Genomic DNA, 20384 nt, shown 5'->3' with positions numbered 1-20384 from the left:
GTCGACTTGTGGTGTGTCACTGCCGCAGGCTTCGGGTAGCCCGGGTCTGGATGCGCTGTGAGGCCTTGCAAGCCGGGGGATGGCGCTGAAACAGCTGAAGTACCCAGTCGGGGCGGGTCTTGCTGGCATCGTTGAGCCAATTGGCGACTGAGTCCTGGGCGTATTTCTCAGCTTCGGCCAGCAGCGGTACCAGCAACGGCTCGGCCACTTCTGGTTGTTGCTTGAGCGTGGCAATGTGCTCGCACCAAACGCCGCGCGGGCGCAGGATCTCGATGCAGAACCGACGTACCAGCGGGTCTGCATCGCCGGTATGGCGGCCGAGTAGCGCCAGGGCCGCTTCAAGGTGCTGGGCCAGGCGCGGGCGCAGGGCAATCCATGCCCATTCACGCACGCCGAAGTGCTCATCGCGGGCGAAGCGAAACTGCGCCAGCAGGGCATCTTCCGCAGGCTGCGAGCGTGACAGGTACGCCTGGGCGAACGCTGCCCAACTGCGCACGGTATCGGACGGGTGCGTGCAGCATTGCTCGAACACGTGCTGGCGCAACGACTCGGCGGCTTGCTCCAGCCACTTGCCCAGCGCCAGGCCAATGTCCGCCACTTTTTTTGACAGGCCCAGTGCCTGGGCCTGGTCCGCACTGGCAGCGAGGTGCTCAACCAATGCTGCTGGCAGTTGGCCTGTCAAGGCGTTGACCAAGGCGGCTTGATCCACCGCCAGGCATTCGGCCAGGTTGCGGGTTGGCAGTTGGCCAAGGTCGATCAGGGACTTTCGGTCGTCGCTCATGGCTAAGGCTCCATGGCAGTGGCACGGTGCAGTCGATTGCCGGCCATGCGCACGCCGGCCGGAAGGGATGTTTCACCATGCAGGGTACGAATAGTTCAAGTGCAGGATTTTGATTTCTATCAGTGCTGGGGCATGCAGCATCATGGTGGCCATCGATACCTTGGATGAGGACTGCCATGTTCAGTAAATCAATGCTTCTGCTGGCGCTTCCTGTGGCCATGGCGTTGCTTGCCGGTGCGGTGTTGCCGTTTCAGGCCGCAGGTAATGCTGCGGCAGGCCGGGCACTTGGGCACTGGCTGTGGGGGGCTTTCACATCGTTGACGGTGAGCATGCTGGTGGTGATCGCTGCGCTGCTGATTATTCGGGCACCGGCGCCAGACATGGGCAAGGCCCTGCAGGGGCCCTGGTGGTTGTGGATTGGTGGCGTGCTGGGGGCAATGTATGTAGCCGGCGCCGCAGCACTCACCCCTAAACTTGGCGCAGCAGGGTTCCTGGTACTGGTGGTGGCGGGGCAGATCATCACGGCAGTGCTTGCCGACCACTACGGGGTGATGGGGCTGGGTGGCAAGCCGCTCAGTCTGGCCAGGGTGGCCGGCGTGGTGCTGATCCTGTGCGGAGTGCTGCTGGTACAGGGCACTTGGGCAACGGCGTCACCGGCCCACCCCACGGCAGCTGTGAAGGCGCAAGAAAACTGATCAGCGCGCTGGTTGGCTGCAGGCCCATACGGTTTCGCGCAGCCAGCGGTGCCCGGGGTCACTGTCCTTGCGCTTGTGCCAGGCTTGCTGATAGTCGAACGAGGGGATGGCCAGTGGCGGCGTGAACTGGCGCAGTGTCCTGTGCTGGCGCAACGACCCCACAGCGCGGCTGGCCACCGTCAGGATCAGGTCGGTGCCGGCCAGCACTTCGACTGCCGCACTCCAGTGCGGCAAGGCCAGGGCGATACGGCGTTGCAGGCCCCGGGCGGCCAGTGCGCGCTCGATTTCATCGAAAGCATCCGGGCGCATGGCCATCAATACATGTGGGCGTGCCAACCAGTCTTCCAGGGCCATACCGCCACTGGCAGGCAGGACCTGGCGATCGGCAACGCTGATGAAGCGATCGGCAAACAGGGGCTGGGCGGTGATGTCCTGAGGCAGTTCGGGGAACAGGCCCAGGGCCAGATCCAGCTCGCCATCGAGCAACTGCGCCAACATGGTTTCACGGCTGGCCTGGCTGATGGCCAGGTCCACCCCGGGCGCGACTTGGCGCAGGTGGCGCAACAGGTGCGGCAGGATGATGCGCGAAGCGTAGTCGGACAGCGACAGCCGGAACCGGCGCTGGGCCCTGGCAGGTTCGAACAGTGGGGTGGCCAGCAGGCTGTCGAGATTGCTCAGTGCATCCTGTAACGGTTTTGCCAGCGATTGGGCGCGGGCGGTAAGGGCCATGCCGCCACCTTGGCGTACCAGCAAAGGGTCGTCGAAGTGTTTGCGCAACTGCGCCAAGGCGTGGCTGACCGCCGGTTGACTGCGGTGCAGGCGCAAGGCTGCACGGGTCACGTGCCTTTCGCTGAGCAGGGCGTGCAGGGCGAGCAGCAGGTTGAGGTCAATCTTGCGCAGTTCATCCATCGGGTGAATGGCCTTGGTCATTTCTGGCGACTTGAATCAGCTTAACAAATGCTTGAGTCTTGCACGCGCTTACAAACTGCTGGCGATAGAGGCTTTTTCGCAGTACATGGATTCTACTAAATGGCTTTATGTTTGATCTGTAATTTACTGATAAAAAAGAATTATCTTCTTGCAGTCGCATGCTGAACACACTGTTCAAAGTAAGTCCGCTTTATCGCTTCAGGCTTGAGCCGCGAGCGGCTGTTGTACGTCTGCTCGGTAATGCCGAAGGCAGTCATGCGCATCCATGGCTTGGGGAATTTGCGTACCTGCAGCTTCTTGCGCGTGGCATACAAGGTCACCCCGGAAAGCTTGGCCTGTTGGGCCTCGGCGGCTATCTGCGCGCCCCAGCCGCAGGTGTGGCGATCGTTCTGGCTCAGTGCCCTGGCTTGGGCGCCGAAAGCGAAGGTGGCCAGCAGGCAGCCGGCCATCGTTGCTAGAAGTACTCGCATGTTGCTGTCCTAAGCATCTGAAAGAGAACGGAGTTTGCCTTCGCTTTCCGCAGCCGTGGGCCAGCAATTTGCCGTCAGGGCACAGCCATGCGCAGGGGACTGGCCTTCGGCTTCTGCAGGCTTGTCCAGGCCAGGCTGGCAACCCAGAGCACCGAAACACCATAGTTAAGGCGTTGATACAGGCCGAACAGCTGGCCACTCTGCGCCGCCTGGCCCATCAACGCGACGGTGATGATCGCCAACACCACGCAAGCCAGGGAAAACAGCGCCAGGGCGGGGGAGCAGGCAATGCGGTTGCCTAGCCATGCCCATAGTGCGCTGGCCAAGGTCAGCGAGAGGAACATCAGCAGACCAAACAGGTTATGCAGTTGCTGCGAGGTAGATGGCTGTGCCGGTGCACAGCCCTGGTCGCAAGGGAACCAGCCGGTGCCCAAACTGCCCATGCCATGCAGCAACACCAGGCCCGCACTCAGCAGCGCCAGCTTCGAGCTGCGCCAGCGCCGCACCAGGCCCCAGGCAAACAGGGCAAACAGCAGGGCCAGAGGGAAATTGTTGACCCGTGGCGACCAGCTGTGGGTTGGCGAACCGGCCGCGCCAAGCTGGCTCATGGCCTGTTGCAGGTGATCATAGCCAGGGTAGGCCTGAGCGGTGAGCCATACCCCCACCAGCAGCCAGAGGGGGATCAGCAGGCCACTGCCGAGCAAAAGGCGGTCGAGGGTTTTCATACTGCAGATTCCTTCCATGGAACAGTGAGCGTGAAGGCGTACAGTACAGGCTTGCGCAGGTCATGGGCCAGGAATTCTGCGCGTTTTTTCAGGGGCCAGGGACTGCAAAGATGGCAATAAATACCGCACGGGGTGTATGTGATCGTACAACCGCTTGCGCTATGATGAGCGCTGTCTTTCAAGGTGAAATACAGGGCAATGACAGAGCAGCAGGTACAGGCAAGGACCCGGCGCAAGCCGCGCAGTCTGGCCCAGGAACTGGTCACGGTGCTGACCGAACGCATTCGCAGCGGCCAGCTCAAGCGCGGCGACAAGCTGCCGACCGAATCGCAGATCATGGCCGAGGAGGGCGTCAGCCGCACGGTGGTGCGTGAGGCGATCTCGCGGTTGCAGGCCGCCGGGCAGGTTGAGACCCGCCACGGCATCGGCACCTTCGTGCTGGATGCGCCGGCTACGGGCGGTTTCCGTATCGACCCGGCCACCGTGGTCACCCTGCGCGAAGTGCTGGCGGTGCTGGAGTTGCGCATTGCCCTGGAGATCGAGTCGGCCGGGCTGGCTGCCCAGCGGCGAAGCGACGAAGCCCTGGCCGGTATGCGGGCGGCGCTGGACGAACTCAACGAGGGGGCGGCCCACGCCACCGATGCGGTGTCGGCGGACTTCCAGTTCCACCTGCGCATTGCCCAGGCCAGCGGCAACCACTACTTCGCCGACATCATCAACCACCTGGGTACCAGCATCATTCCGCGCACCCGGCTGAATTCGGCGCGCCTGGCCCATGATGATCAGGCGCATTACATGAGTCGCCTGATGCATGAGCACGAGGCGATCTATGAGGCGATTGCCCGGCGTGACAGCGAAGGGGCGAAGATGGCCATGCGCATGCACCTGAGCAACAGCCGCGAGCGCTTGCGCCAGGCGCATGAGGCGGCGGAAGCGCAAGGGACCTGAAGCCTTTGCTGCCTGTACTGGCCTCTTCGCGGGCAAGATAGCCCTGTAGGAGCGGGCTTGCCCGCGAAGAGGCCGGTACAGTCAAAAAGAAAAGCCCCGCCGTGCGCAGGGCTTTCTTGTTGCTTGCACCGGTCAGATCGCCCCGTCACTCCACTGCCCGTTCACCAACCGCCGCAGCCCCAGCGGGTTGCCGTCGCGCAGTGCCTCAGGCAGCAGTGTCTGCGGGTAGTTCTGGTAGCACACCGGGCGCAGGAAGCGGTCGATGGCCAACGTGCCGACCGAGGTGCCACGCGCATCGGAGGTCGCCGGGTACGGGCCGCCGTGCACCATGGCATCACAGACTTCGACACCGGTCGGGTAGCCATTGACCAGGATTCGCCCGACTTTCTCCTCCAGCAGCGGCACCAGCCAGGCGAAGGCATCGAAGTCTTCCGCCTCGCCGATCAGCGTCGCGGTCAGCTGGCCGCGCAGGCCGAGCAGCGCGTCGCGTAGTTGGTCGTGGTCCTGCACCTCTACAGCCACGGTGGTGGGCCCAAACACTTCTTCCTGCAACAGCGGGTCGGACTCGACCAGCAGGCGTGCATCGGCCTTGAACAGCTGAGCGCGTGCCTGGTTGCCTTCCTGCGCCTGGCCGGCCACATGCTCGATACCGGCATGGGCATGCAGGTGTTCAAGGCCGCCAACGTAGCTGCGCAGGCCGCCAGCGTTGAGCATGGTTTGCCCGGCTTGCTGGTCCAGGTACTGGCCAAGGTCGGCGAGCAGCTGGCTGTACTGTGGTGACTGCAGGCCAATCACCAACCCAGGGTTGGTGCAGAACTGCCCGGCGCCCATGCACACGGACCCCGCCAACTCGCGGGCAATGGCCTCGCCACGCTTGGCCAGGGCGCCCGGCAGGATGATGACCGGGTTGATGCTCGACATCTCGGCAAATACCGGGATTGGCTGCGGGCGCTCAGCGGCCATGCGGCAAAGGGCATCGCCGCCTTTGAGCGAGCCGGTGAAGCCAACCGCCTGGATGGCGGGGTGCTTGACCAGCCACTCGCCCACGCCGCCACCAAATACCATGTTGAACACGCCCTTGGGCATGCCGGTACGCTCAGCGGCGCGCACGATGGCGCAGCCGACCAGGTCGGCCGTGGCCATGTGGCCGCTGTGCGCCTTGAATACCACCGGGCAGCCCGCGGCGAGGGCAGCGGCGGTATCACCACCGGCGGTGGAGAAGGCCAGCGGGAAGTTGCTGGCCCCGAACACGGCGACCGGGCCTACGCCGATGCGCATCTGGCGCAGGTCTACGCGTGGCAGCGGCTGGCGCTCGGGCAGTGCCAGGTCGATGCGTGCGCCGAGAAAGTCGCCGCGGCGCAGCACTTGGGCGAACAGGCGCATCTGCCCGCTGGTGCGGCCGCGCTCGCCCTGGATACGGGCGGCGGGCAGTGCAGTTTCGCGGCAGACGATGGCGACGAAGGCGTCATCCAGTTCGTCGAGTTCAGCGGCGATGGCGTCGAGGAACTCGGCCCGACGTGCCGGAGTCAGTTGGCGGAACTCGGCGAAGGCAGCGGCAGCGGCCTTGGCGGCCTGGTCCACTTCGGCTTCGGTGGCCTGGGCAAAGCTGTAGGGCAGGGCTTCGCCAGTGCTGGCGTCCAGGCTCTGCAGGCGCTGAGGGCCAGCGGCACTGCGCTGACCGGCGATGAAGTTATGGCCGAGGATTTCAGGCATGGGGTGCTCCTGTGGGATTGAGAGTGGCGTGTGTGAATGCGTGGTCAAGGCTGCGGCATCAGGTAATGGGCGCCGGGTTGAACAGGGTGATGTCGTTGTGCAACCGGTGTTGTTCGGCCCAGGTCTGCTTGCGGCCGCTGGCCACGTCCAGGTAGTAATGGAACAGCTCCCAGCCCAGCTCCTCGATGGTCGAGCGACCACTGGCGATGCGACCGGCGTCGATGTCGATCAGGTCGGGCCAGCGCTGGGCCAGTTCGCTGCGGGTGCACACTTTGACCACCGGTGCCATGGCCAGGCCATACGGGGTGCCGCGGCCGGTAGTAAAGACGTGCAGGTTCATGCCGGCTGCCAGCTGCAAGGTGCCGCAGACAAAGTCGCTGGCTGGGGTGGCGCAGAAAATCAGGCCTTTGCGGTTGACCCGTTCGCCTGGGCCGAGCACACCCTGGATAGCGCCGCTGCCCGACTTGACGATCGAACCCAGCGATTTCTCGACGATGTTCGACAGCCCGCCTTTCTTGTTGCCCGGTGTGGTGTTGGCGCTGCGGTCGGCGGCGCCTTGCTGCAGGTAACGGTCGTACCAGTCCATTTCGCGCACCAGCGCGTCGGCAACGTCCTGGTTTTCCGCGCGCGAGGTCAGCATGTAGATCGCGTCGCGCACCTCGGTCACTTCAGAGAACAGCACGGTGGCGCCAGCGCGGACCAGCAGGTCGGCGGCATAGCCCAGTGCCGGGTTGGCGGTGATGCCCGAGAAGGCGTCGCTGCCACCGCATTGCATACCGAGGATCAGTTCGCTGGCCGGGACCGTTTCGCGGCGGCGCTGGTCGAGCTTCTTCAGGCGGGTTTCGGCCAGGTCCATGATCTGCTCGATCATTTCAACAAAGCCAAGGCTGGCATCTTGCAGGCGGTACAGCCATGGGTCGCTGAGGTCCACCGAGGGGTCGTTGTCGTGCATCACCTGGCTGGCTTGCAGTTTTTCACAGCCCAGGCTGATCACCAGTGCCTCGCCGCCAAGGTTGGGGTTGCGCGCCAGGTTGCGCACGGTGCGGATCGGGATGTAAGCGTCGCGGGCGTTGATTGCCACACCGCAGCCGTAGCTGTGGGTAATGGCTACCACGTCATCGACGTTGGGGTATTTGGGCAGTAGTTCGTTGCGAATGCGCTTGACTGCATGTTCCAGCACGCCGGTCACGCACTGCACGGTGGTGGTGATGCCGAGGATATTGCGGGTGCCGACAGTGCCGTCGGCGTTGCGATAGCCCTCGAAAGTGAAGCCCTCCAGCGGCGGCAGCGGTTGTGGCACTGCATCGCAGCGCGGCAGGCTGTCCAGTTCCGGGGCGGCCGGCATGGCCAGCTGGCTTTCCTGAACCCAGCTACCTTGGCGCAGGTCTTCCAGCGCGTAGCCGATGATTTGCCCGTAGCGGCGCACGGGCTCGCCCTTGGCGATGGATACGGTGGCCACCTTGTGGCTTTGCGGCACGCCTTCGATCAGGGTCAGGCCGTCGGCGAAGCGGGCGCCTTCGCCCAAGCCGCCGTCGTTGACAACGACCACGACGTTGTCGTCGTCGTGCAGGCGGACGTAGCGGGGCGAGTCGGAATGTTCGATCAACTGCATGTTTGGGCCCTACTTGTCAGGTTCTCAGGCTTTTGTACATCCGCCCATGCCGGGTGACCCGGCGCGGGCGTGTTTTTTCAGTGACGGGAGCTGGCCAGTTCGCCGTCGGTGGCAGGCTCAGCGTGTGGCTTCGGGGCAGCATCACGCAATTCGATACGCTTGATGGGGCCGACGATAACCAGATAGCTGAATACCGCTACCAGCGCGTTGGCACCCACGTACACAAGCGCCCACTTGAACGAGCCGGTCGCGCTGATGATGTAGCCGATCACGATAGGGGTGGTGATCGACGCGATGTTGCCGAAGGTGTTGAACAGGCCACCGGACAGCCCGGCGATCTGCTTGGGTGAAGTGTCCGCCACCACCGCCCAGCCCAGCGCGCCGATGCCCTTGCCGAAAAACGCCAGCGTCATGAAGCCAACCACCATCCACTCGGCATCGACGTAGTTGCAGAACACCATGGTGGTGGACAGCAGCAGGCCACAGACGATCGGCAGTTTGCGCGAGAAGGTCAGCGAGTTGCCGCGGCGCAGCAGCCAGTCGGAGATCACACCACCCAGGACGCCGCCGATAAAACCACACACCGCCGGCAGCGAGGCGATGAAGCCGGCCTTGAGAATGGTCATGCCACGTTCCTGCACCAGGTACACCGGGAACCAGGTGAGGAAGAAGTAGGTGATGGCGTTGATGCAGTACTGGCCCAGGTATACGCCCAGCAGCATGCGGCTGGTCAGCAACTGCTTGATGTAACCCCATTTCGGGCCGTCGCTGCCGCGCTTCTGGTCCATGTCGACCAGGCCGCCGTTCTGCTCGATGTGCTCGAGTTCGCTTTGGCTGATGCGCGGGTGTTGGCGCGGATTGTAGATGGTCTTCAGCCACACCATCGAGAAGATGATGCCCAGCACACCCATGACCACGAAGACGTGCTCCCAGCCGAAGCTGAACACGATCCAGCCCATGATCGGGGCGAACAGTGCAGTGGCGAAATACTGCGCCGAGTTGAAGATGGCCGACGCCGTGCCGCGTTCCTGGGTCGGGAACCATGCGGCGACGATGCGCGCGTTACCCGGGAATGACGGGGCTTCGGCGAAACCGACCAGGAAGCGCAGGGTGAAGAGGGTGACCACGGCCCAGGCAACCGGCAGGCCACCGACAAAACCCTGCAGCAGGGTGAACAGCGACCAGGTGAAGATGCTGAAGGCGTAGACGTTCTTGGAACCGAAGCGATCGAGCAGCCAGCCACCAGGAATCTGGCCAGCCACGTAAGCCCATCCGAAGGCGGAAAAGATATAACCGAGGGTTACGGCGTCAATGCCGAGGTCTTTCTGCAGGCTGGAGCCTGCGATAGCAATGGTAGCGCGGTCGGCATAGTTGATCGTGGTCACCAGAAACAGCATGAACAGGATCAGGTAGCGCACATGCGTTTTCTTAGTCGCTTGCATGCTGGCAAAACTCCCACTAGTTATTTTTGTGCGGGCTCACGAATTGTAACCGGAGTGGGGTAGGCCCACTCCGGGTGCGGCATCTGGCAGGCCGCGGGCAGCGCTTACTGCGGGCCCATCTTGTCCATCAGCGCGGCGAGCATTTCGTACTCTTCGGCGGTGAGGTCGGTCAGCGGAGTGCGCACCGGGCCAGCGTCGTAACCGGCAATTCTGGCGCCGGCCTTGACGATGCTCACGGCGTAGCCGGCCTTGCGGTTGCGGATGTCCAGGTAGGGCAGGAAGAAATCGTCGATCAGCTTGGCCACGGCGGCGTGGTCGTCACGGGCGATGGCGTTGTAGAAGTCCATGGCGGTTTTCGGCACGAAGTTGAACACCGCGGAGGAGTAAACCGGTACGCCCAGGGCTTTGTAGGCGGCAGCATACACTTCGGCGGTCGGCAGGCCACCCAGGTAGCTGAAGCGCTCGCCCAGGCGACGACGGATCGACACCATCAGTTCGATATCACCCAGGCCGTCCTTGTAGCCGATCAGGTTCGGGCAGCGCTCGGCCAGTTTTTCCAGCAGGTCGGCGTTCAGGCGGCAGACGTTGCGGTTGTACACCACCACACCGATGGTTACCGATTTGCACACCGCTTCGACGTGGGCGGCGACGCCGTCCTGGCTGGCTTCGGTCAGGTAGTGCGGCAGCAACAGCAGGCCCTTGGCACCCAGGCGCTCGGCTTCTTGCGCGTATTCGATGGCCTGACGGGTAGAGCCACCGACACCGGCGAGGATCGGCACCGAAGTGGCGCAGGTGTCGACCGCGGTCTTGATCACCTGGCTGTATTCGCTGGCGGCCAGGGAGAAGAATTCACCGGTACCGCCAGCGGCGAACAGCGCGCTGGCGCCGTAGGGGGCCAGCCACTCAAGGCGCTTGATGTAGCCAGCCGGGTTGAAGTCGCCCTGGGCATTGAAGTCGGTGACCGGGAAAGACAGCAGGCCGTGGGAGAGGATGGATTTAAGTTCTTGTGGATTCATTGTTGTTGGCATCCTGTGGCGCTTGGGTGAGGGGGTGTTGTTTTGCGTTGGAGGTAAGTTATCGTACAACTTGTGCGATGACTAGTCCTTTTTCAGAGTTTTGTGTTCTCGCCAGGGTGGCCGTCTGGATAGGTGTGTTGTGGCGCAGATCGAGCGGCCGCCCGCGCGGCGCTTCGCGGGTAAACCCGCTCCTACGTTTGTTTCGGGCCAGTATCGCCTGTGCCAGACGCGCGCGACCGCCTTGTTTGTACGACGCGATATCGAGGCATGCGCCAAGGCGTTCGCGCGCAAATGCCACAGGCATAACTGGCCCGAAACAACCGTAGGAGCGGGTTTACCCGCGAAGCGCCGCGCGGGCGGCGCTCGATTTCACAGGCGCAGCAGGTACGACGACAAACACATGGCAGTCATCGTATCTCTTAAGGGAAAGGAAAAAACGATCGCGGAGACAGGCACAAGCCCGCCGCCCGATTCCACGGGAAGTGTTCTGGGACCAGCAGAGGGTGACCGGGGAAACGGGGGCGGCCTTGCGCCGCCCCGCGATCAAAGCAGAGGAAACTGAAGGTCAGGCCGCGTGCTGGCGCTTGATTTGCGCCTTGCGTACCTGGGCCCGGCAAGCATCGCCGAAAGCCTGGAAGATCTTTATCGAGTCAGGGTTCTTCGCCGCCTGCCATTCAGGGTGCCACTGCACCGCGAACAAGAACGGCGAAATGCTTGGCGCATGAATCGCTTCGACCAGGCCATCTTCGGCACGGGCGATCGCTTCAATACCGGCACCGAGCTTGTGCAGGCCTTGGCCATGCAGCGAGTTGACGCGAATCTCGTCGGTACCCAGGGTGTCGTGCAGCCAGCTGCCCGGCTGGATCTTCACCCCATGCACCTGGGCGTACTGCACTTCGACCGGGTCTTCCGGGTTTTCCCGGTGGTCATTGAACCCAGGTTCGGCATACACCTTCTGGTAAATGTCGCCACCCAGGGCCACGTTGATTTCTTGCATGCCGCGGCAGATGCCGAAAATGGGCAGGCCACGCTTGATCGCCGCCTTGACCAGCGGAATGTCGAACAGGTCGCGGTTCTGGTCCTGGCCTTTGCCTGGGGTCTGGTTTTCCTGGCCATACAGGGCCGGGTCGATGTTGCTGCCAGCGCCAGTCAGGTAAACGCCGTCGGCCATGTCCAGGTAGGTCTCGAGGTCGTCAGTGCCGCAGCAGGTAGGCACCAACACCGGGACGCAATCGGAGAACTCGACCAGCGGGGTAATGTATTTGTGGGTCATGACCTGGTAGTCATGGCCTTTGCGCTCTTGGCTGCCCATGGTCATCAGGACGACGGGTTTGCGCAGGGAAGGTTGCTTGTTGCCAATGTTGCTGTTGGACATATGTCACCTTGGGACAGGTTCGACCTGTCGTTGTTGTGCAGGCGCACGGCGCGGGGCCTTGGGTGCTGCCTGTAGCCCCGAGCACTGCCGGCTCGTCAGAGGCGACGATTCCGGTCGGGGCTTGTAGATAGCTTGCCAGAGCCGTTCGATATGTCAAACGACGGAAGCGGGCTTTAACGCGGGGGATACGCCGTTTTCTGGGGGCTGAAACCGATGCGGGCCTGTGGCGGCGTGGGTTTGGCAGGGTCTGCGGTCAATAATATTTAACGATGCAGTTGGGTCATTGCAGCGGCGCAATGATTAGGTCGCTTGAAGTCACCTTGGTCCATGTGGAGCGGCCTTGTGTTGCGAAAGGGCCGCAAAGCGGCCCCTCGGATTTCAGCACTGTGCATAGATTGCCGGGGCTGCTGCGCAGCCCTCTCGCGACGCAAGGCCGCTCCCACAAAGTCCAGTGACAGGTCTTCAATCAGTGCAGGATCTGCGCCAGGAACGCCTTGGCCCGCTCGGTGCGCGGCTGGTTGAAGAACACCTGCGGCGGGCTGTCCTCGATGATCTGCCCACCCTCAAGGAACAGCACCCGCTCGGCTACCTGCCGGGCAAAGCCCATTTCATGGGTGACGCACAGCATGGTCATGCCCGTGCCAGCCAACTGCACCAGCACATCCAGCACCTCGGCGACCATTTCCGGGTCCAGCGCCGAAGTGGGCTCGTCGAACAGCATGATCCGCGGCTTCATGCACAGCGCCCGGGCGATTGCCACGCGCTGCTGCTGGCCGCCGGACAGCTGGCTGGGGTACTTGTGCGCCTGGCTTTCGATGCCGACCTTGCTCAGGTACATGCGTGCCCGCTCCTCGGCGTCCTTGCGTGACAGCCCGCGCACGCTGGTGGGGGCCAGCAGGCAGTTGTCGAGCACGCTCATGTGCGGGAACAGGTTGAAGTGCTGGAACACCATGCCGATGTCGCTGCGTACCTGTGCAGCCTCGCGCGTGGTGGCCGCCAGGTCGATGCCGTCCACCTGGATGCTGCCCTGCTGGGCGACTTCCAGGCGGTTGATGCAACGGATCAGGGTCGACTTGCCCGAGCCGGACGGCCCGCACAGCACGATGCGTTCGCCTTCGCGCACCTGCAGGTCGATGTCACGCAGCACGTGGAACGCGCCATAGTGCTTGTTCAGGCCTTCGATGCGTATCAGCACCGAACGCGGGTCGGGTTCGGGGGCAAGGGTGGCAAGGCTCAGTGGTGCGGTCATCTTGTTGTTCTCCCGCGTGGGTTCAGTCGAAACGGGTCGCGCTGTAAGGCGCGGGGTCGGTGAAGGGGGGCTCGCCAGTGAGCAGCTCGGCCAGCAGCCGGCCGCAGACCGGCCCCAGCGTGAGGCCGTGATGGGCATGGCCGAAGTTGAACCACAGCCCTGGGTGGCGCGGCGCCGGCCCGATCACCGGGCGCATGTCGGGCAGGCAGGGGCGGCGGCCCAGCCATGGCGTGTCGTCCAGACGTTCGCCGAGGGCCGGGAACAGCTTGCGCGCCAAGGCCTCGCAGCGGCCCAGCTGAATCTGATTGCCAGGCGCACTGGCTGCGTCGAACTCGATGCCGGTGGTCAGGCGCACGCCGCGCGCCATCGGCGCCAGTACATAGCCGCCTTGGGTGTCGCAGATCGAGTGCTCCAGCTGAGCGCCGTCACGGGTGCTGTAGTGCATGTGGTAGCCCCGCTTGATTGCCAGCGGGATCTGGTAGCCCAGGCCGCTGAACAGGTCGGCTGACTGTGGCCCAAGGCAGGCCACCACCTCGTCGGCAGTGATCGGGCCACGCTGGCTCTCTACCCGCCATTGGCCATTGGCCTGGCGCAGGCTGCGCGCATCGCCATGCACGAACTGCCCGCCGCGCTGCAGGAACAGCGCCGCATAGCCACGGGTGAGCGCGCCGGGGTTGTTCACGGTTTTCGGGTCGAGCCAGTGGATGCCACCGACCACGGTGGCGTCCAGCTGATGTTCACGTGCCTGCAGCTGCCCGCATTCAAGGATTTCGAACCGCAAGCCGTAGCGGCTCAGGCCCTTGGCATCGGTTTTTGCCTGCTCGAACAGCGCGGGGTCGCGGAACACTTCGATCCAGCCTTTGGCTTGCACCAGGCCTTCCAGGCCGGCGGCAGCGATCAGCGCGTCATGCTCGTCGACACAGCGCTGCACCAGCGGCAACATATCGGCGGCGGCGCCGGCCAGGCGCCCGGGTGCCGACTGGCGCCAGTAACGCCACAGCCACGGTGCGGCCTTGGGCAGGTGCGCCAGGCTGTAGCGCACATCGGGCTGGCGGTTCAGGCCGTAGCGCAGCAGTGCGCTCAGTTGCCGCGGGAAGGCATAGGGGATGACACTGGAGCGCTCGATCAGCCCGGCGTTACCGTGGCTGGTGCCGCTGCCCGGTTCGTCGCGGTCGATCAGAATTACCTGGCGCCCGCGTGCCTGCAGGTGCAGCGCGGTGCTGACGCCGACGATGCCGGCGCCGAGGACAAGGGTCTGGCAATGCATGAAACGTATCCTTCGGTCAGTTCAGGTGGCGGCCCAGGCGGGCTTCCAGGTGTTTCAACAGGCGCCGCACCAGTTCGACGATCACCAGGTAGAGCACGGCGGCCCACAGGTAGATCTGGAAGTCGAAACTGCGCGAGAAGGCCAGTTTGGTCACGCCCATCAGGTCGTAGATCGTCACCAGCGAGGCGATCGCGCTGGCCTTGATCATCAGGATCAGTTCGTTGCCCAACGGGCCAATGGCTACCAGCAGCGACTGCGGCAATATCACCTTGAAGAAGGTGGTCGAGCGCTTCAGGTTCAGCGCCCGCGCCGCTTCATGCTGGCCAGGCGCAACCGCCATCAGGCTGCCGCGGAAGATCTCGGCCTGATAGGCGGCAGTGTTCAGGGTGAACGCCAGCAAGGTGCAAAACCACGCATCCCGGAAGAACCACCACAGGCCGACGTCCTGCCAGAAGCCCTTGAGCGAACCCAGGCCGTAATACAGCAGGAACAATTGCGCCAGCAGCGGCGAGCCGCGGAAGAAGTACACGTAGCCGGCTGCCATGCGCTGCAGTACCAGGCTGCGAGACAGGCGTGCAAGGGCCAGCAGAAGGCCGAGCACAGCACCCAGGCTGAAGGAAATCGCCACCAGCTTGGCGGTTACCAGCAGGCCGTCGATGAAGCGCGGGCCGTAGCGTTCCAGCAGGTCGGGGTCAAGCACCATTGCCAGCAGTTGATCGAAGCTCATGCGCGTGCTCCTTGCAGGTGGCGGTTGCTGCGCCGTTCGATGTAGGCGAACACGCGCCCGGACAGTGCCGCGAACAGCAGGTAGCCCAGGCAGGCGACGCCGTAGAAGAACATCGGCTCCTTGGTTACGCTGACCGCCAGGTTGGTCTGGCGCATCAGGTCGACCAGCGAGATGGTCGACACCAGCGAGGTGTCCTTGAGCAGCGACAGCCAGTTGTTGGACAAGCCGGGCAGGGCGATGCGGGTCAGTTGTGGCAGCAACACCTTGAAGAAACCGGTGCGCTTGCTAAGCCCAAGCGCCGAGCAGGCTTCCAGCTGGCCCTTGGGCAGGGTCTTGAAGGCGGCCAGCCAGATCTCGCTGGAAAACGCGGCGAACACCAGGCTGAAGGCGATCATCGCGGCGAGGAAGGTGTTGATGAGGAACTCACCTTGGTAGCCCATGGCGGCGAGGATCTTCTGCGCGGCGATCTGGCAGCCGTAATAGATGATCAGCAACGTCAGCAGCTCGGGCAGGCCGCGGAAGACGGTGGAAAAAGTGGTGGCCCAGGCCCGTGGCAGGCGTTTGCGTGAGCGCGCCGCCAGGGCGACCACCAGGCCCAGTGGCAGGCCGATGGGCAGGCAGGCCAAGGCCAGGGAAACGGTAACCAGCGCGCCGGCCAGCAACGCCTGGCCCCAGCCTCCGCTGGCGAAAGACAGCAAGGACAATTGATCGAGCATGACGAACCTCTTGGGCAGGTTATGCGGCCTTGTGGGAGCGGCCTTGCGTCGCGAACGGGCTGCGTAGCGGCCCAGGGTTTATGCAACTGCAGAGATTGCCGGGGCCGCTACGCGGCCCTGTCGCGACGCAAGGCCGCTCCCACAGGGGGGGCGCACAACTTCCTGAAGATCAGTTGTAGATATCGAAAGCAAAGTACTTGCTGGCGATCTTCTGGTAGGTGCCGTTGGCCACAATCTGTTGCAGCGCGGTATTCAGGCGCTGGCGCAGGGCTTCGTCGTCCTTGCGCACAGCGATCGCGGCATCGGCCTTGGTGTCGGCCACGTCGCCAAGGATCTTGCAGCAATCCCCGCCGTTCTTGTTCATCCACTCGTGCAGCGGGAATTTGTCGGCAATCACGCCGTCCAGGCGGCCGGCCGCCAGGTCTGCGTTGGCTTCGTCCATGGTCGGGTACAGTTTCACGTCGGCACCGGCCTTGCCGTACACGTCTTCGGCGTAGATGGCCTGGGTAGAGGAAGACTGCGCACCGACGGTGTAGCCGACAAAGTCGGTCTGGGCGCTGTCGATCTTGCTGTCCTTGGCAACCGCCACGGTCAGGGGCGTGCGGTAGTAGTGCTCGGTGAAGGCGATCTTCTTGCGTCGCTCGTCGGTGTCGATCATCGATGCCACTATCGCGTCATACTTGCGCGCCATCAGGGCGGGGATGATGCCTTCCCAGTCCTGCGCCACCAGCGTGCATTCGACTTTCATCTGTTCGCACAGGGCATGGGTGATGTCGACATCGAAGCCATGTAGCTTGTTATCGGCGTCTACATAGTTGAAGGGCGGGTAGGCACCCTCGGTGGCGAACCGCAGGGTTTCAGCGCTGGCGGCACCCGCCAGCAGCAGGGCGCACGCACCCAGCAAGGCCATGGACTTGTTCATCTCGCACCTCATTGCACTCTTGCTATTGTTGTTTGCCCGTCGACCACGAGGTGTAGCCGACGAATTCGTTATGTAGAGCGGCAGTTGCTTCCAAGCGTTTTTCAACATCCGGTCCGAGCTTCTTGCAGACCTCGTTGACCATCAGATGCACCCACGACAGCATCGTCGAGGTGGATTCCCAGAACAGGTTGAATTCGGTGGGGATGCGGAACACCTCGTCGGCATTGGCATCCGCCCAGTCACAGAAGGTGTCGGTCACCAGAGTGACCGCAATGCCAGCCTCGCGCGCCTTCTGGCACAGCATCAGGGCATGGCGGGAATAACGGCGCGCCTCGAACACCACCAGGGCGCTGTCTTCGGCGCGGCCCAGCAGCACTTCGCCGAAGTGCCCGGCGCTGATGTCGACCAGTTGCACACCATCGCGCAGGTATTGCAGCAGGTGGCTCATGCACATGGCGATGCCGCGCTCGGTCTGGAAACCGGCGATGAACACCCGCGGTTTGCTCGCCAGGCGTTGCGCCACGTTGTGCCAGGCGGGGCTCTGGCGGTATTCGTGTACGCGCACCAGGGCGGCGATTTCCAGCTCCAGGCTGCCGGCGTTGTCGCTGGCGTCCTGGTTCTGGCGGTAATCTTGCAGACGATCGCCTACCAGCCACGGGCCATCGCCCAGATCGTTCTGCAGGTCTTGCTTAAGCGCCTTGAGGTGGGCATAACCCAGTGAGCGACAGTAGCGCCCGACGCTGGATTCGCTGACGCCCAGCTTGGCGGCAATGCTGGCCGAGGTCTGGAACGGCAGTTCGTGCAGGTTGGCAAGCATGTAGGTGGCGATCTTGCGACCCGAGGCAGCGGCCCCTTCGAGGCTGTTTTCCAGGCGTTGCTTGATCAGTTGGCTCATGCTGCGGCTCCAGGGGTGAGGCTTGGGAAGAAAATGAATGTTTTCTGTCATCAAGTCAACATTTGACAGATTGCTGTCACATGAAGGAAAGTTTTTGTCGTTGCAACGCTGTAGCCATTCCAAAATCAACAAGGAGCTTCAGATGTCCGCACCTTCCACCAGCACCGTTGTGCGCGTGCCTTTTACCGAGCTGCAAAGCCTGTTGCAGGCCATTTTCCAGCGCCATGGGTGCAGCGAGGCCGTGGCCCGGGTGCTGGCCCACAACTGCGCCAGCGCCCAGCGTGATGGCGCCCATAGCCATGGGGTGTTCCGCATGCCCGGTTATGTCTCGACCTTGGCCAGCGGCTGGGTCGATGGCCAGGCCACGCCACAGGTCAGCGACGTGGCCGCCGGCTATGTGCGTGTCGATGCTGCGGGCGGTTTTGCCCAGCCGGCACTGGCGGCTGCCCGTGAGCTGTTGGTGGCGAAGGCGCGCAGCGCAGGCATTGCCGTGCTGGCGATCCACAACTCGCACCACTTCGCCGCGCTATGGCCGGATGTCGAGCCGTTCGCCGAAGAGGGCCTGGTAGCCCTCAGCGTGGTCAACAGCATGACCTGCGTGGTGCCGCATGGTGCGCGCAAGCCGCTGTTCGGTACCAACCCCATCGCTTTTGCTGCGCCTTGCGCCGAGCATGACCCGATCGTTTTCGACATGGCCACCAGTGCCATGGCCCATGGCGATGTGCAGATTGCCGCGCGCGCCGGCCAGCAATTGCCGGAGGGCATGGGGGTGGATGCCGATGGCCAGCCGACCACCGACCCGAAGGCGATCCTGGAAGGCGGCGCCCTGCTGCCATTTGGCGGGCACAAGGGCTCGGCGTTGTCGATGATGGTCGAGCTGCTGGCGGCGGCGCTGACCGGCGGTCATTTCTCCTGGGAGTTCGATTGGTCCGGGCATCCGGGCGCGAAAACGCCATGGACCGGGCAGTTGATCATCGTCATCGACCCAGGCAAGGCCGAGGGCGAGCGCTTTGCCCAGCGCAGCCGCGAGCTGGTGGAGCACATGCAGGCGGTGGGGCTGACGCGCATGCCGGGCGAGCGGCGCTACCGTGAGCGCGAGGTGGCCGAGGAGGAGGGGGTGGCGGTGACCGAGCAGGAGTTGCAAGGCCTGAAGGACCTGCTTGGCTGATCTGGCCCCTTCGCGGGTTTACCCGCGAAGAATCCAGCCCTCATCCCGGTCATGCAATGTTGCATAGACAACCTTGCACAATAGTGGATGTTCCTGAGCCCGCTCTGCGGGTATGCTCAGGGCTGACTTTCCGTACCGTCCTGATCCAAGGAGCTGCACGCTGTGTTCAAACATGTCGATGCCTATGCCGGCGACCCGATCCTCTCGTTGATGGAAACCTTCAAGGCCGACCCGCGCGCCGACAAGGTCAACCTGAGTATTGGCCTGTACTACGATGAGGCCGGCGTGGTGCCGCAACTGGCGGCGGTGGATGCGGTGGAAAAACGCATTGCCGGTCAGGACCACGAAGCCTCCCTGTACCTGCCGATGGAAGGCCTGGCCAGCTACCGCCAAGCCATCCAGGCGCTGCTGTTCGGTGCTGATCACCCGGCCGTGACCGGCGGCCGTGTGGCCACCGTACAGACCGTGGGTGGCTCCGGCGCCCTGAAAGTCGGTGCCGACTTCCTCAAGCGCTACTTCCCGCAGTCCGAAGTCTGGGTCAGCAACCCGACCTGGGACAACCACCGCGCCATCTTCGAAGGTGCAGGCTTCAAGGTGCACACCTACCCGTACTTCGACCAGGCCACCCGTGGCGTGGACTTCGACGGCATGCTGGCCACCTTGCAGAGCCTGCCGGCCAACAGCGTGGTACTGCTGCACCCGTGCTGCCACAACCCTACCGGTGCCGATCTGCAGCAGCACCAGTGGCAACAAGTGGTCGAAGTGGTCAAGGCGCGCCAGCTGATCCCGTTCCTCGACATCGCTTATCAAGGCTTCGCCGAAGGCCTGGTAGAAGACGCCTACGCTATCCGCGAAATGGCCCGTGCCGGCGTGCCGTGCCTGGTCAGTAACTCCTTCTCGAAAATCTTCTCGCTGTATGGCGAGCGGGTGGGCGGCCTGTCGGTGGTGTGTGATGACGAGGCCACTGCCCAGAGCGTGCTTGGCCAGCTGAAGGCCACCGTGCGCCGCAACTACTCCAGCCCGCCCAACTTCGGCGCCCAGCTGGTTGCTGGCGTACTGAGCGATGCTGGCCTGAATGCCCAGTGGGCCGAAGAAGTCGAAGTGATGCGCAAACGTATCCTCGACATGCGCCAGGCGTTGGTCGATGCCCTGGCCGTGCTGCTGCCGGGCCAGGACTTCCAGTTCTTCCTGCGCCAGCGCGGCATGTTCAGCTACACCGGCTTCAGCGTCGAGCAGGTACGTCGCCTGCGTGACGAGTTCGGCGTGTACCTGATCGACAGCGGCCGTGTGTGCATGTCCGGCCTGCGCCCGGCCAACCTGCAACGGGTTGCCGAAGCGTTCGCTGCCGTTCAGAAGTAACTCGCCAAGGGGCCAGCTGCGGCCCCTCCTGTGGGGCGCGGTTGGACTTTGTGGGAGGGGCCTTGCGTCGCGAAAGGGGGGCGGAGCGCCCCCACGATTGCAGCTTTGCCGCTGACATTGCTGGGGCCGCTTTGCGGCCCTTTCGCGACGCAAGGCCGCTCCCACAGGCGGCCCCACACGCTCCCAAGCCGCTACATTCCATCGAACGACACCAGCGTTGCCTTCCGCTTGTAAAGACAAGTGCAACCGCTCCTCGGAAAAGGGCTTCGCAAGTGCAACCTTTCCGTGCACAATCGCGCCCCTCTTTTCCGGTTGAGTTGGGCGAAACGTCTATTTCGCCATTCTCAGCCTGTTGCAGTCTTGCGAGTGGAGCT

The 20384-nt window shown here is 63.6% G+C and carries 19 protein-coding genes; 4 read left to right on the top strand and 15 right to left on the bottom strand.

What is annotated here, in order from left to right:
* Nucleotides 1-16: 16 nt before the first annotated feature.
* The gene (locus tag ACZ889_RS21010) at nt 17-781 is read right to left on the bottom strand and encodes a hypothetical protein (protein ID WP_003247675.1); all 765 of its coding nucleotides are present in this window, start codon (nt 779-781) and stop codon (nt 17-19) included.
* Nucleotides 782-957: 176 nt separating this feature from the next.
* Here ACZ889_RS21010 and ACZ889_RS21005 point away from each other — a divergent pair, with 176 nt between their 5' ends.
* Nucleotides 958-1476 (top strand): DMT family transporter, encoded by a 519-nt coding sequence (locus ACZ889_RS21005; protein WP_180689806.1) that lies wholly within the window; start codon nt 958-960, stop codon nt 1474-1476.
* On the opposite strand, the gene ACZ889_RS21000 is transcribed toward ACZ889_RS21005, so the two are convergent.
* The 3 genes from ACZ889_RS21000 to ACZ889_RS20990 form a co-directional block, all read right to left on the bottom strand.
* Nucleotides 1477-2385, bottom strand: a complete 909-nt coding sequence (locus ACZ889_RS21000; RefSeq protein ID WP_180690111.1) for a LysR family transcriptional regulator — start codon at nt 2383-2385, stop codon at nt 1477-1479. It abuts the gene before it with no gap.
* Between the two features lie 161 nt (nt 2386-2546).
* Nucleotides 2547-2876, bottom strand: coding sequence for a hypothetical protein (locus ACZ889_RS20995; RefSeq protein ID WP_180689807.1), 330 nt, complete (start codon nt 2874-2876; stop codon nt 2547-2549).
* 74 nt (nt 2877-2950) lie between these two features.
* Nucleotides 2951-3601, bottom strand: a complete 651-nt coding sequence (locus ACZ889_RS20990) for a DUF998 domain-containing protein (protein WP_180689808.1) — start codon at nt 3599-3601, stop codon at nt 2951-2953.
* Between the two features lie 198 nt (nt 3602-3799).
* On the opposite strand from ACZ889_RS20990, the gene ACZ889_RS20985 reads away from it, so the two are divergent.
* Nucleotides 3800-4549, top strand: coding sequence for a FadR/GntR family transcriptional regulator (locus tag ACZ889_RS20985; RefSeq protein ID WP_003247694.1), 750 nt, complete (start codon nt 3800-3802; stop codon nt 4547-4549).
* 132 nt (nt 4550-4681) lie between these two features.
* Here the strand turns inward: ACZ889_RS20985 and ACZ889_RS20980 are convergent, their stop codons facing one another.
* From ACZ889_RS20980 to ACZ889_RS20930, 11 genes are all read right to left on the bottom strand, one after another.
* Entirely contained in the window at nt 4682-6262 is a 1581-nt protein-coding gene (locus ACZ889_RS20980; RefSeq protein ID WP_144000189.1) for an aldehyde dehydrogenase (NADP(+)), read from the bottom strand.
* A 58-nt stretch (nt 6263-6320) separates the two neighbouring features.
* Nucleotides 6321-7874 carry a galactarate dehydratase gene (gene garD / locus ACZ889_RS20975; protein WP_104961472.1) on the bottom strand — a complete coding sequence of 518 codons (1554 nt, stop codon included), beginning with the start codon at nt 7872-7874 and terminating at the stop codon, nt 6321-6323.
* 77 nt (nt 7875-7951) lie between these two features.
* Nucleotides 7952-9316 carry an MFS transporter gene (locus tag ACZ889_RS20970; RefSeq protein ID WP_003247701.1) on the bottom strand — a complete coding sequence of 455 codons (1365 nt, stop codon included), beginning with the start codon at nt 9314-9316 and terminating at the stop codon, nt 7952-7954.
* Nucleotides 9317-9420: 104 nt separating this feature from the next.
* Nucleotides 9421-10332, bottom strand: coding sequence for a 5-dehydro-4-deoxyglucarate dehydratase (kdgD, locus tag ACZ889_RS20965; RefSeq protein WP_447869462.1), 912 nt, complete (start codon nt 10330-10332; stop codon nt 9421-9423).
* Nucleotides 10333-10897: 565 nt separating this feature from the next.
* Nucleotides 10898-11707: a gamma-glutamyl-gamma-aminobutyrate hydrolase family protein gene (locus tag ACZ889_RS20960; RefSeq protein ID WP_004575279.1), complete on the bottom strand. Its 810-nt coding sequence runs from the start codon at nt 11705-11707 to the stop codon at nt 10898-10900.
* Between the two features lie 466 nt (nt 11708-12173).
* Entirely contained in the window at nt 12174-12956 is a 783-nt protein-coding gene (locus ACZ889_RS20955) for an amino acid ABC transporter ATP-binding protein (protein ID WP_003247711.1), read from the bottom strand.
* A 22-nt stretch (nt 12957-12978) separates the two neighbouring features.
* Nucleotides 12979-14223: an NAD(P)/FAD-dependent oxidoreductase gene (locus tag ACZ889_RS20950; protein ID WP_121783654.1), complete on the bottom strand. Its 1245-nt coding sequence runs from the start codon at nt 14221-14223 to the stop codon at nt 12979-12981.
* 16 nt (nt 14224-14239) lie between these two features.
* Entirely contained in the window at nt 14240-14950 is a 711-nt protein-coding gene (locus tag ACZ889_RS20945) for an ABC transporter permease (RefSeq protein ID WP_003247716.1), read from the bottom strand.
* Complete coding sequence (locus ACZ889_RS20940; protein WP_003247720.1) at nt 14947-15666, bottom strand: ABC transporter permease; 720 nt, start codon at nt 15664-15666, stop codon at nt 14947-14949. The genes ACZ889_RS20945 and ACZ889_RS20940 overlap by 4 nt, the downstream gene beginning before the upstream one ends.
* Before the next feature lie 169 nt (nt 15667-15835).
* Nucleotides 15836-16588, bottom strand: coding sequence for a transporter substrate-binding domain-containing protein (locus ACZ889_RS20935; RefSeq protein WP_180689810.1), 753 nt, complete (start codon nt 16586-16588; stop codon nt 15836-15838).
* Nucleotides 16589-16610: 22 nt separating this feature from the next.
* Nucleotides 16611-17483, bottom strand: coding sequence for a MurR/RpiR family transcriptional regulator (locus ACZ889_RS20930; protein ID WP_012052078.1), 873 nt, complete (start codon nt 17481-17483; stop codon nt 16611-16613).
* A gap of 142 nt (nt 17484-17625) precedes the next feature.
* Here ACZ889_RS20930 and ACZ889_RS20925 point away from each other — a divergent pair, with 142 nt between their 5' ends.
* Together ACZ889_RS20925 and ACZ889_RS20920 are read left to right on the top strand one after the other, a co-directional pair.
* A complete protein-coding gene (locus ACZ889_RS20925) occupies nt 17626-18651 on the top strand; it encodes an Ldh family oxidoreductase (protein WP_019751875.1) in 1026 nt (341 codons plus the stop codon).
* Between the two features lie 162 nt (nt 18652-18813).
* Nucleotides 18814-20010: an amino acid aminotransferase gene (locus tag ACZ889_RS20920; RefSeq protein ID WP_003247729.1), complete on the top strand. Its 1197-nt coding sequence runs from the start codon at nt 18814-18816 to the stop codon at nt 20008-20010.
* Nucleotides 20011-20384: the final 374 nt, after the last annotated feature.

It is taken from the genome of Pseudomonas sp. TE3895 (genome assembly GCF_056278855.1).
The sequence above is the reverse complement of the archived record's forward strand: the minus strand, read 5'-3'. Positions and strand labels throughout refer to the sequence as shown.

What these genes read in the sequence shown, in the direction of transcription:
- ACZ889_RS20930 (WP_012052078.1), bottom strand. Translation starts at nt 17,483, where the DNA reads ATGAGCCAACTGATCAAGCAACGCCTGGAAAACAGCCTCGAAGGGGCC.
- ACZ889_RS20980 (WP_144000189.1), bottom strand. Translation starts at nt 6,262, where the DNA reads ATGCCTGAAATCCTCGGCCATAACTTCATCGCCGGTCAGCGCAGTGCC.
- ACZ889_RS20950 (WP_121783654.1), bottom strand. Translation starts at nt 14,223, where the DNA reads ATGCATTGCCAGACCCTTGTCCTCGGCGCCGGCATCGTCGGCGTCAGC.
- ACZ889_RS20955 (WP_003247711.1), bottom strand. Translation starts at nt 12,956, where the DNA reads ATGACCGCACCACTGAGCCTTGCCACCCTTGCCCCCGAACCCGACCCG.
- ACZ889_RS21000 (WP_180690111.1), bottom strand. Translation starts at nt 2,385, where the DNA reads ATGGATGAACTGCGCAAGATTGACCTCAACCTGCTGCTCGCCCTGCAC.
- ACZ889_RS20945 (WP_003247716.1), bottom strand. Translation starts at nt 14,950, where the DNA reads ATGAGCTTCGATCAACTGCTGGCAATGGTGCTTGACCCCGACCTGCTG.
- ACZ889_RS20925 (WP_019751875.1), top strand. Translation starts at nt 17,626, where the DNA reads ATGTCCGCACCTTCCACCAGCACCGTTGTGCGCGTGCCTTTTACCGAG.
- kdgD (WP_447869462.1), bottom strand. Translation starts at nt 10,332, where the DNA reads ATGAATCCACAAGAACTTAAATCCATCCTCTCCCACGGCCTGCTGTCT.
- ACZ889_RS20935 (WP_180689810.1), bottom strand. Translation starts at nt 16,588, where the DNA reads ATGAACAAGTCCATGGCCTTGCTGGGTGCGTGCGCCCTGCTGCTGGCG.
- ACZ889_RS21005 (WP_180689806.1), top strand. Translation starts at nt 958, where the DNA reads ATGTTCAGTAAATCAATGCTTCTGCTGGCGCTTCCTGTGGCCATGGCG.
- ACZ889_RS20985 (WP_003247694.1), top strand. Translation starts at nt 3,800, where the DNA reads ATGACAGAGCAGCAGGTACAGGCAAGGACCCGGCGCAAGCCGCGCAGT.
- ACZ889_RS20960 (WP_004575279.1), bottom strand. Translation starts at nt 11,707, where the DNA reads ATGTCCAACAGCAACATTGGCAACAAGCAACCTTCCCTGCGCAAACCC.
- garD (WP_104961472.1), bottom strand. Translation starts at nt 7,874, where the DNA reads ATGCAGTTGATCGAACATTCCGACTCGCCCCGCTACGTCCGCCTGCAC.
- ACZ889_RS20940 (WP_003247720.1), bottom strand. Translation starts at nt 15,666, where the DNA reads ATGCTCGATCAATTGTCCTTGCTGTCTTTCGCCAGCGGAGGCTGGGGC.
- ACZ889_RS20995 (WP_180689807.1), bottom strand. Translation starts at nt 2,876, where the DNA reads ATGCGAGTACTTCTAGCAACGATGGCCGGCTGCCTGCTGGCCACCTTC.
- ACZ889_RS20970 (WP_003247701.1), bottom strand. Translation starts at nt 9,316, where the DNA reads ATGCAAGCGACTAAGAAAACGCATGTGCGCTACCTGATCCTGTTCATG.
- ACZ889_RS21010 (WP_003247675.1), bottom strand. Translation starts at nt 781, where the DNA reads ATGAGCGACGACCGAAAGTCCCTGATCGACCTTGGCCAACTGCCAACC.
- ACZ889_RS20990 (WP_180689808.1), bottom strand. Translation starts at nt 3,601, where the DNA reads ATGAAAACCCTCGACCGCCTTTTGCTCGGCAGTGGCCTGCTGATCCCC.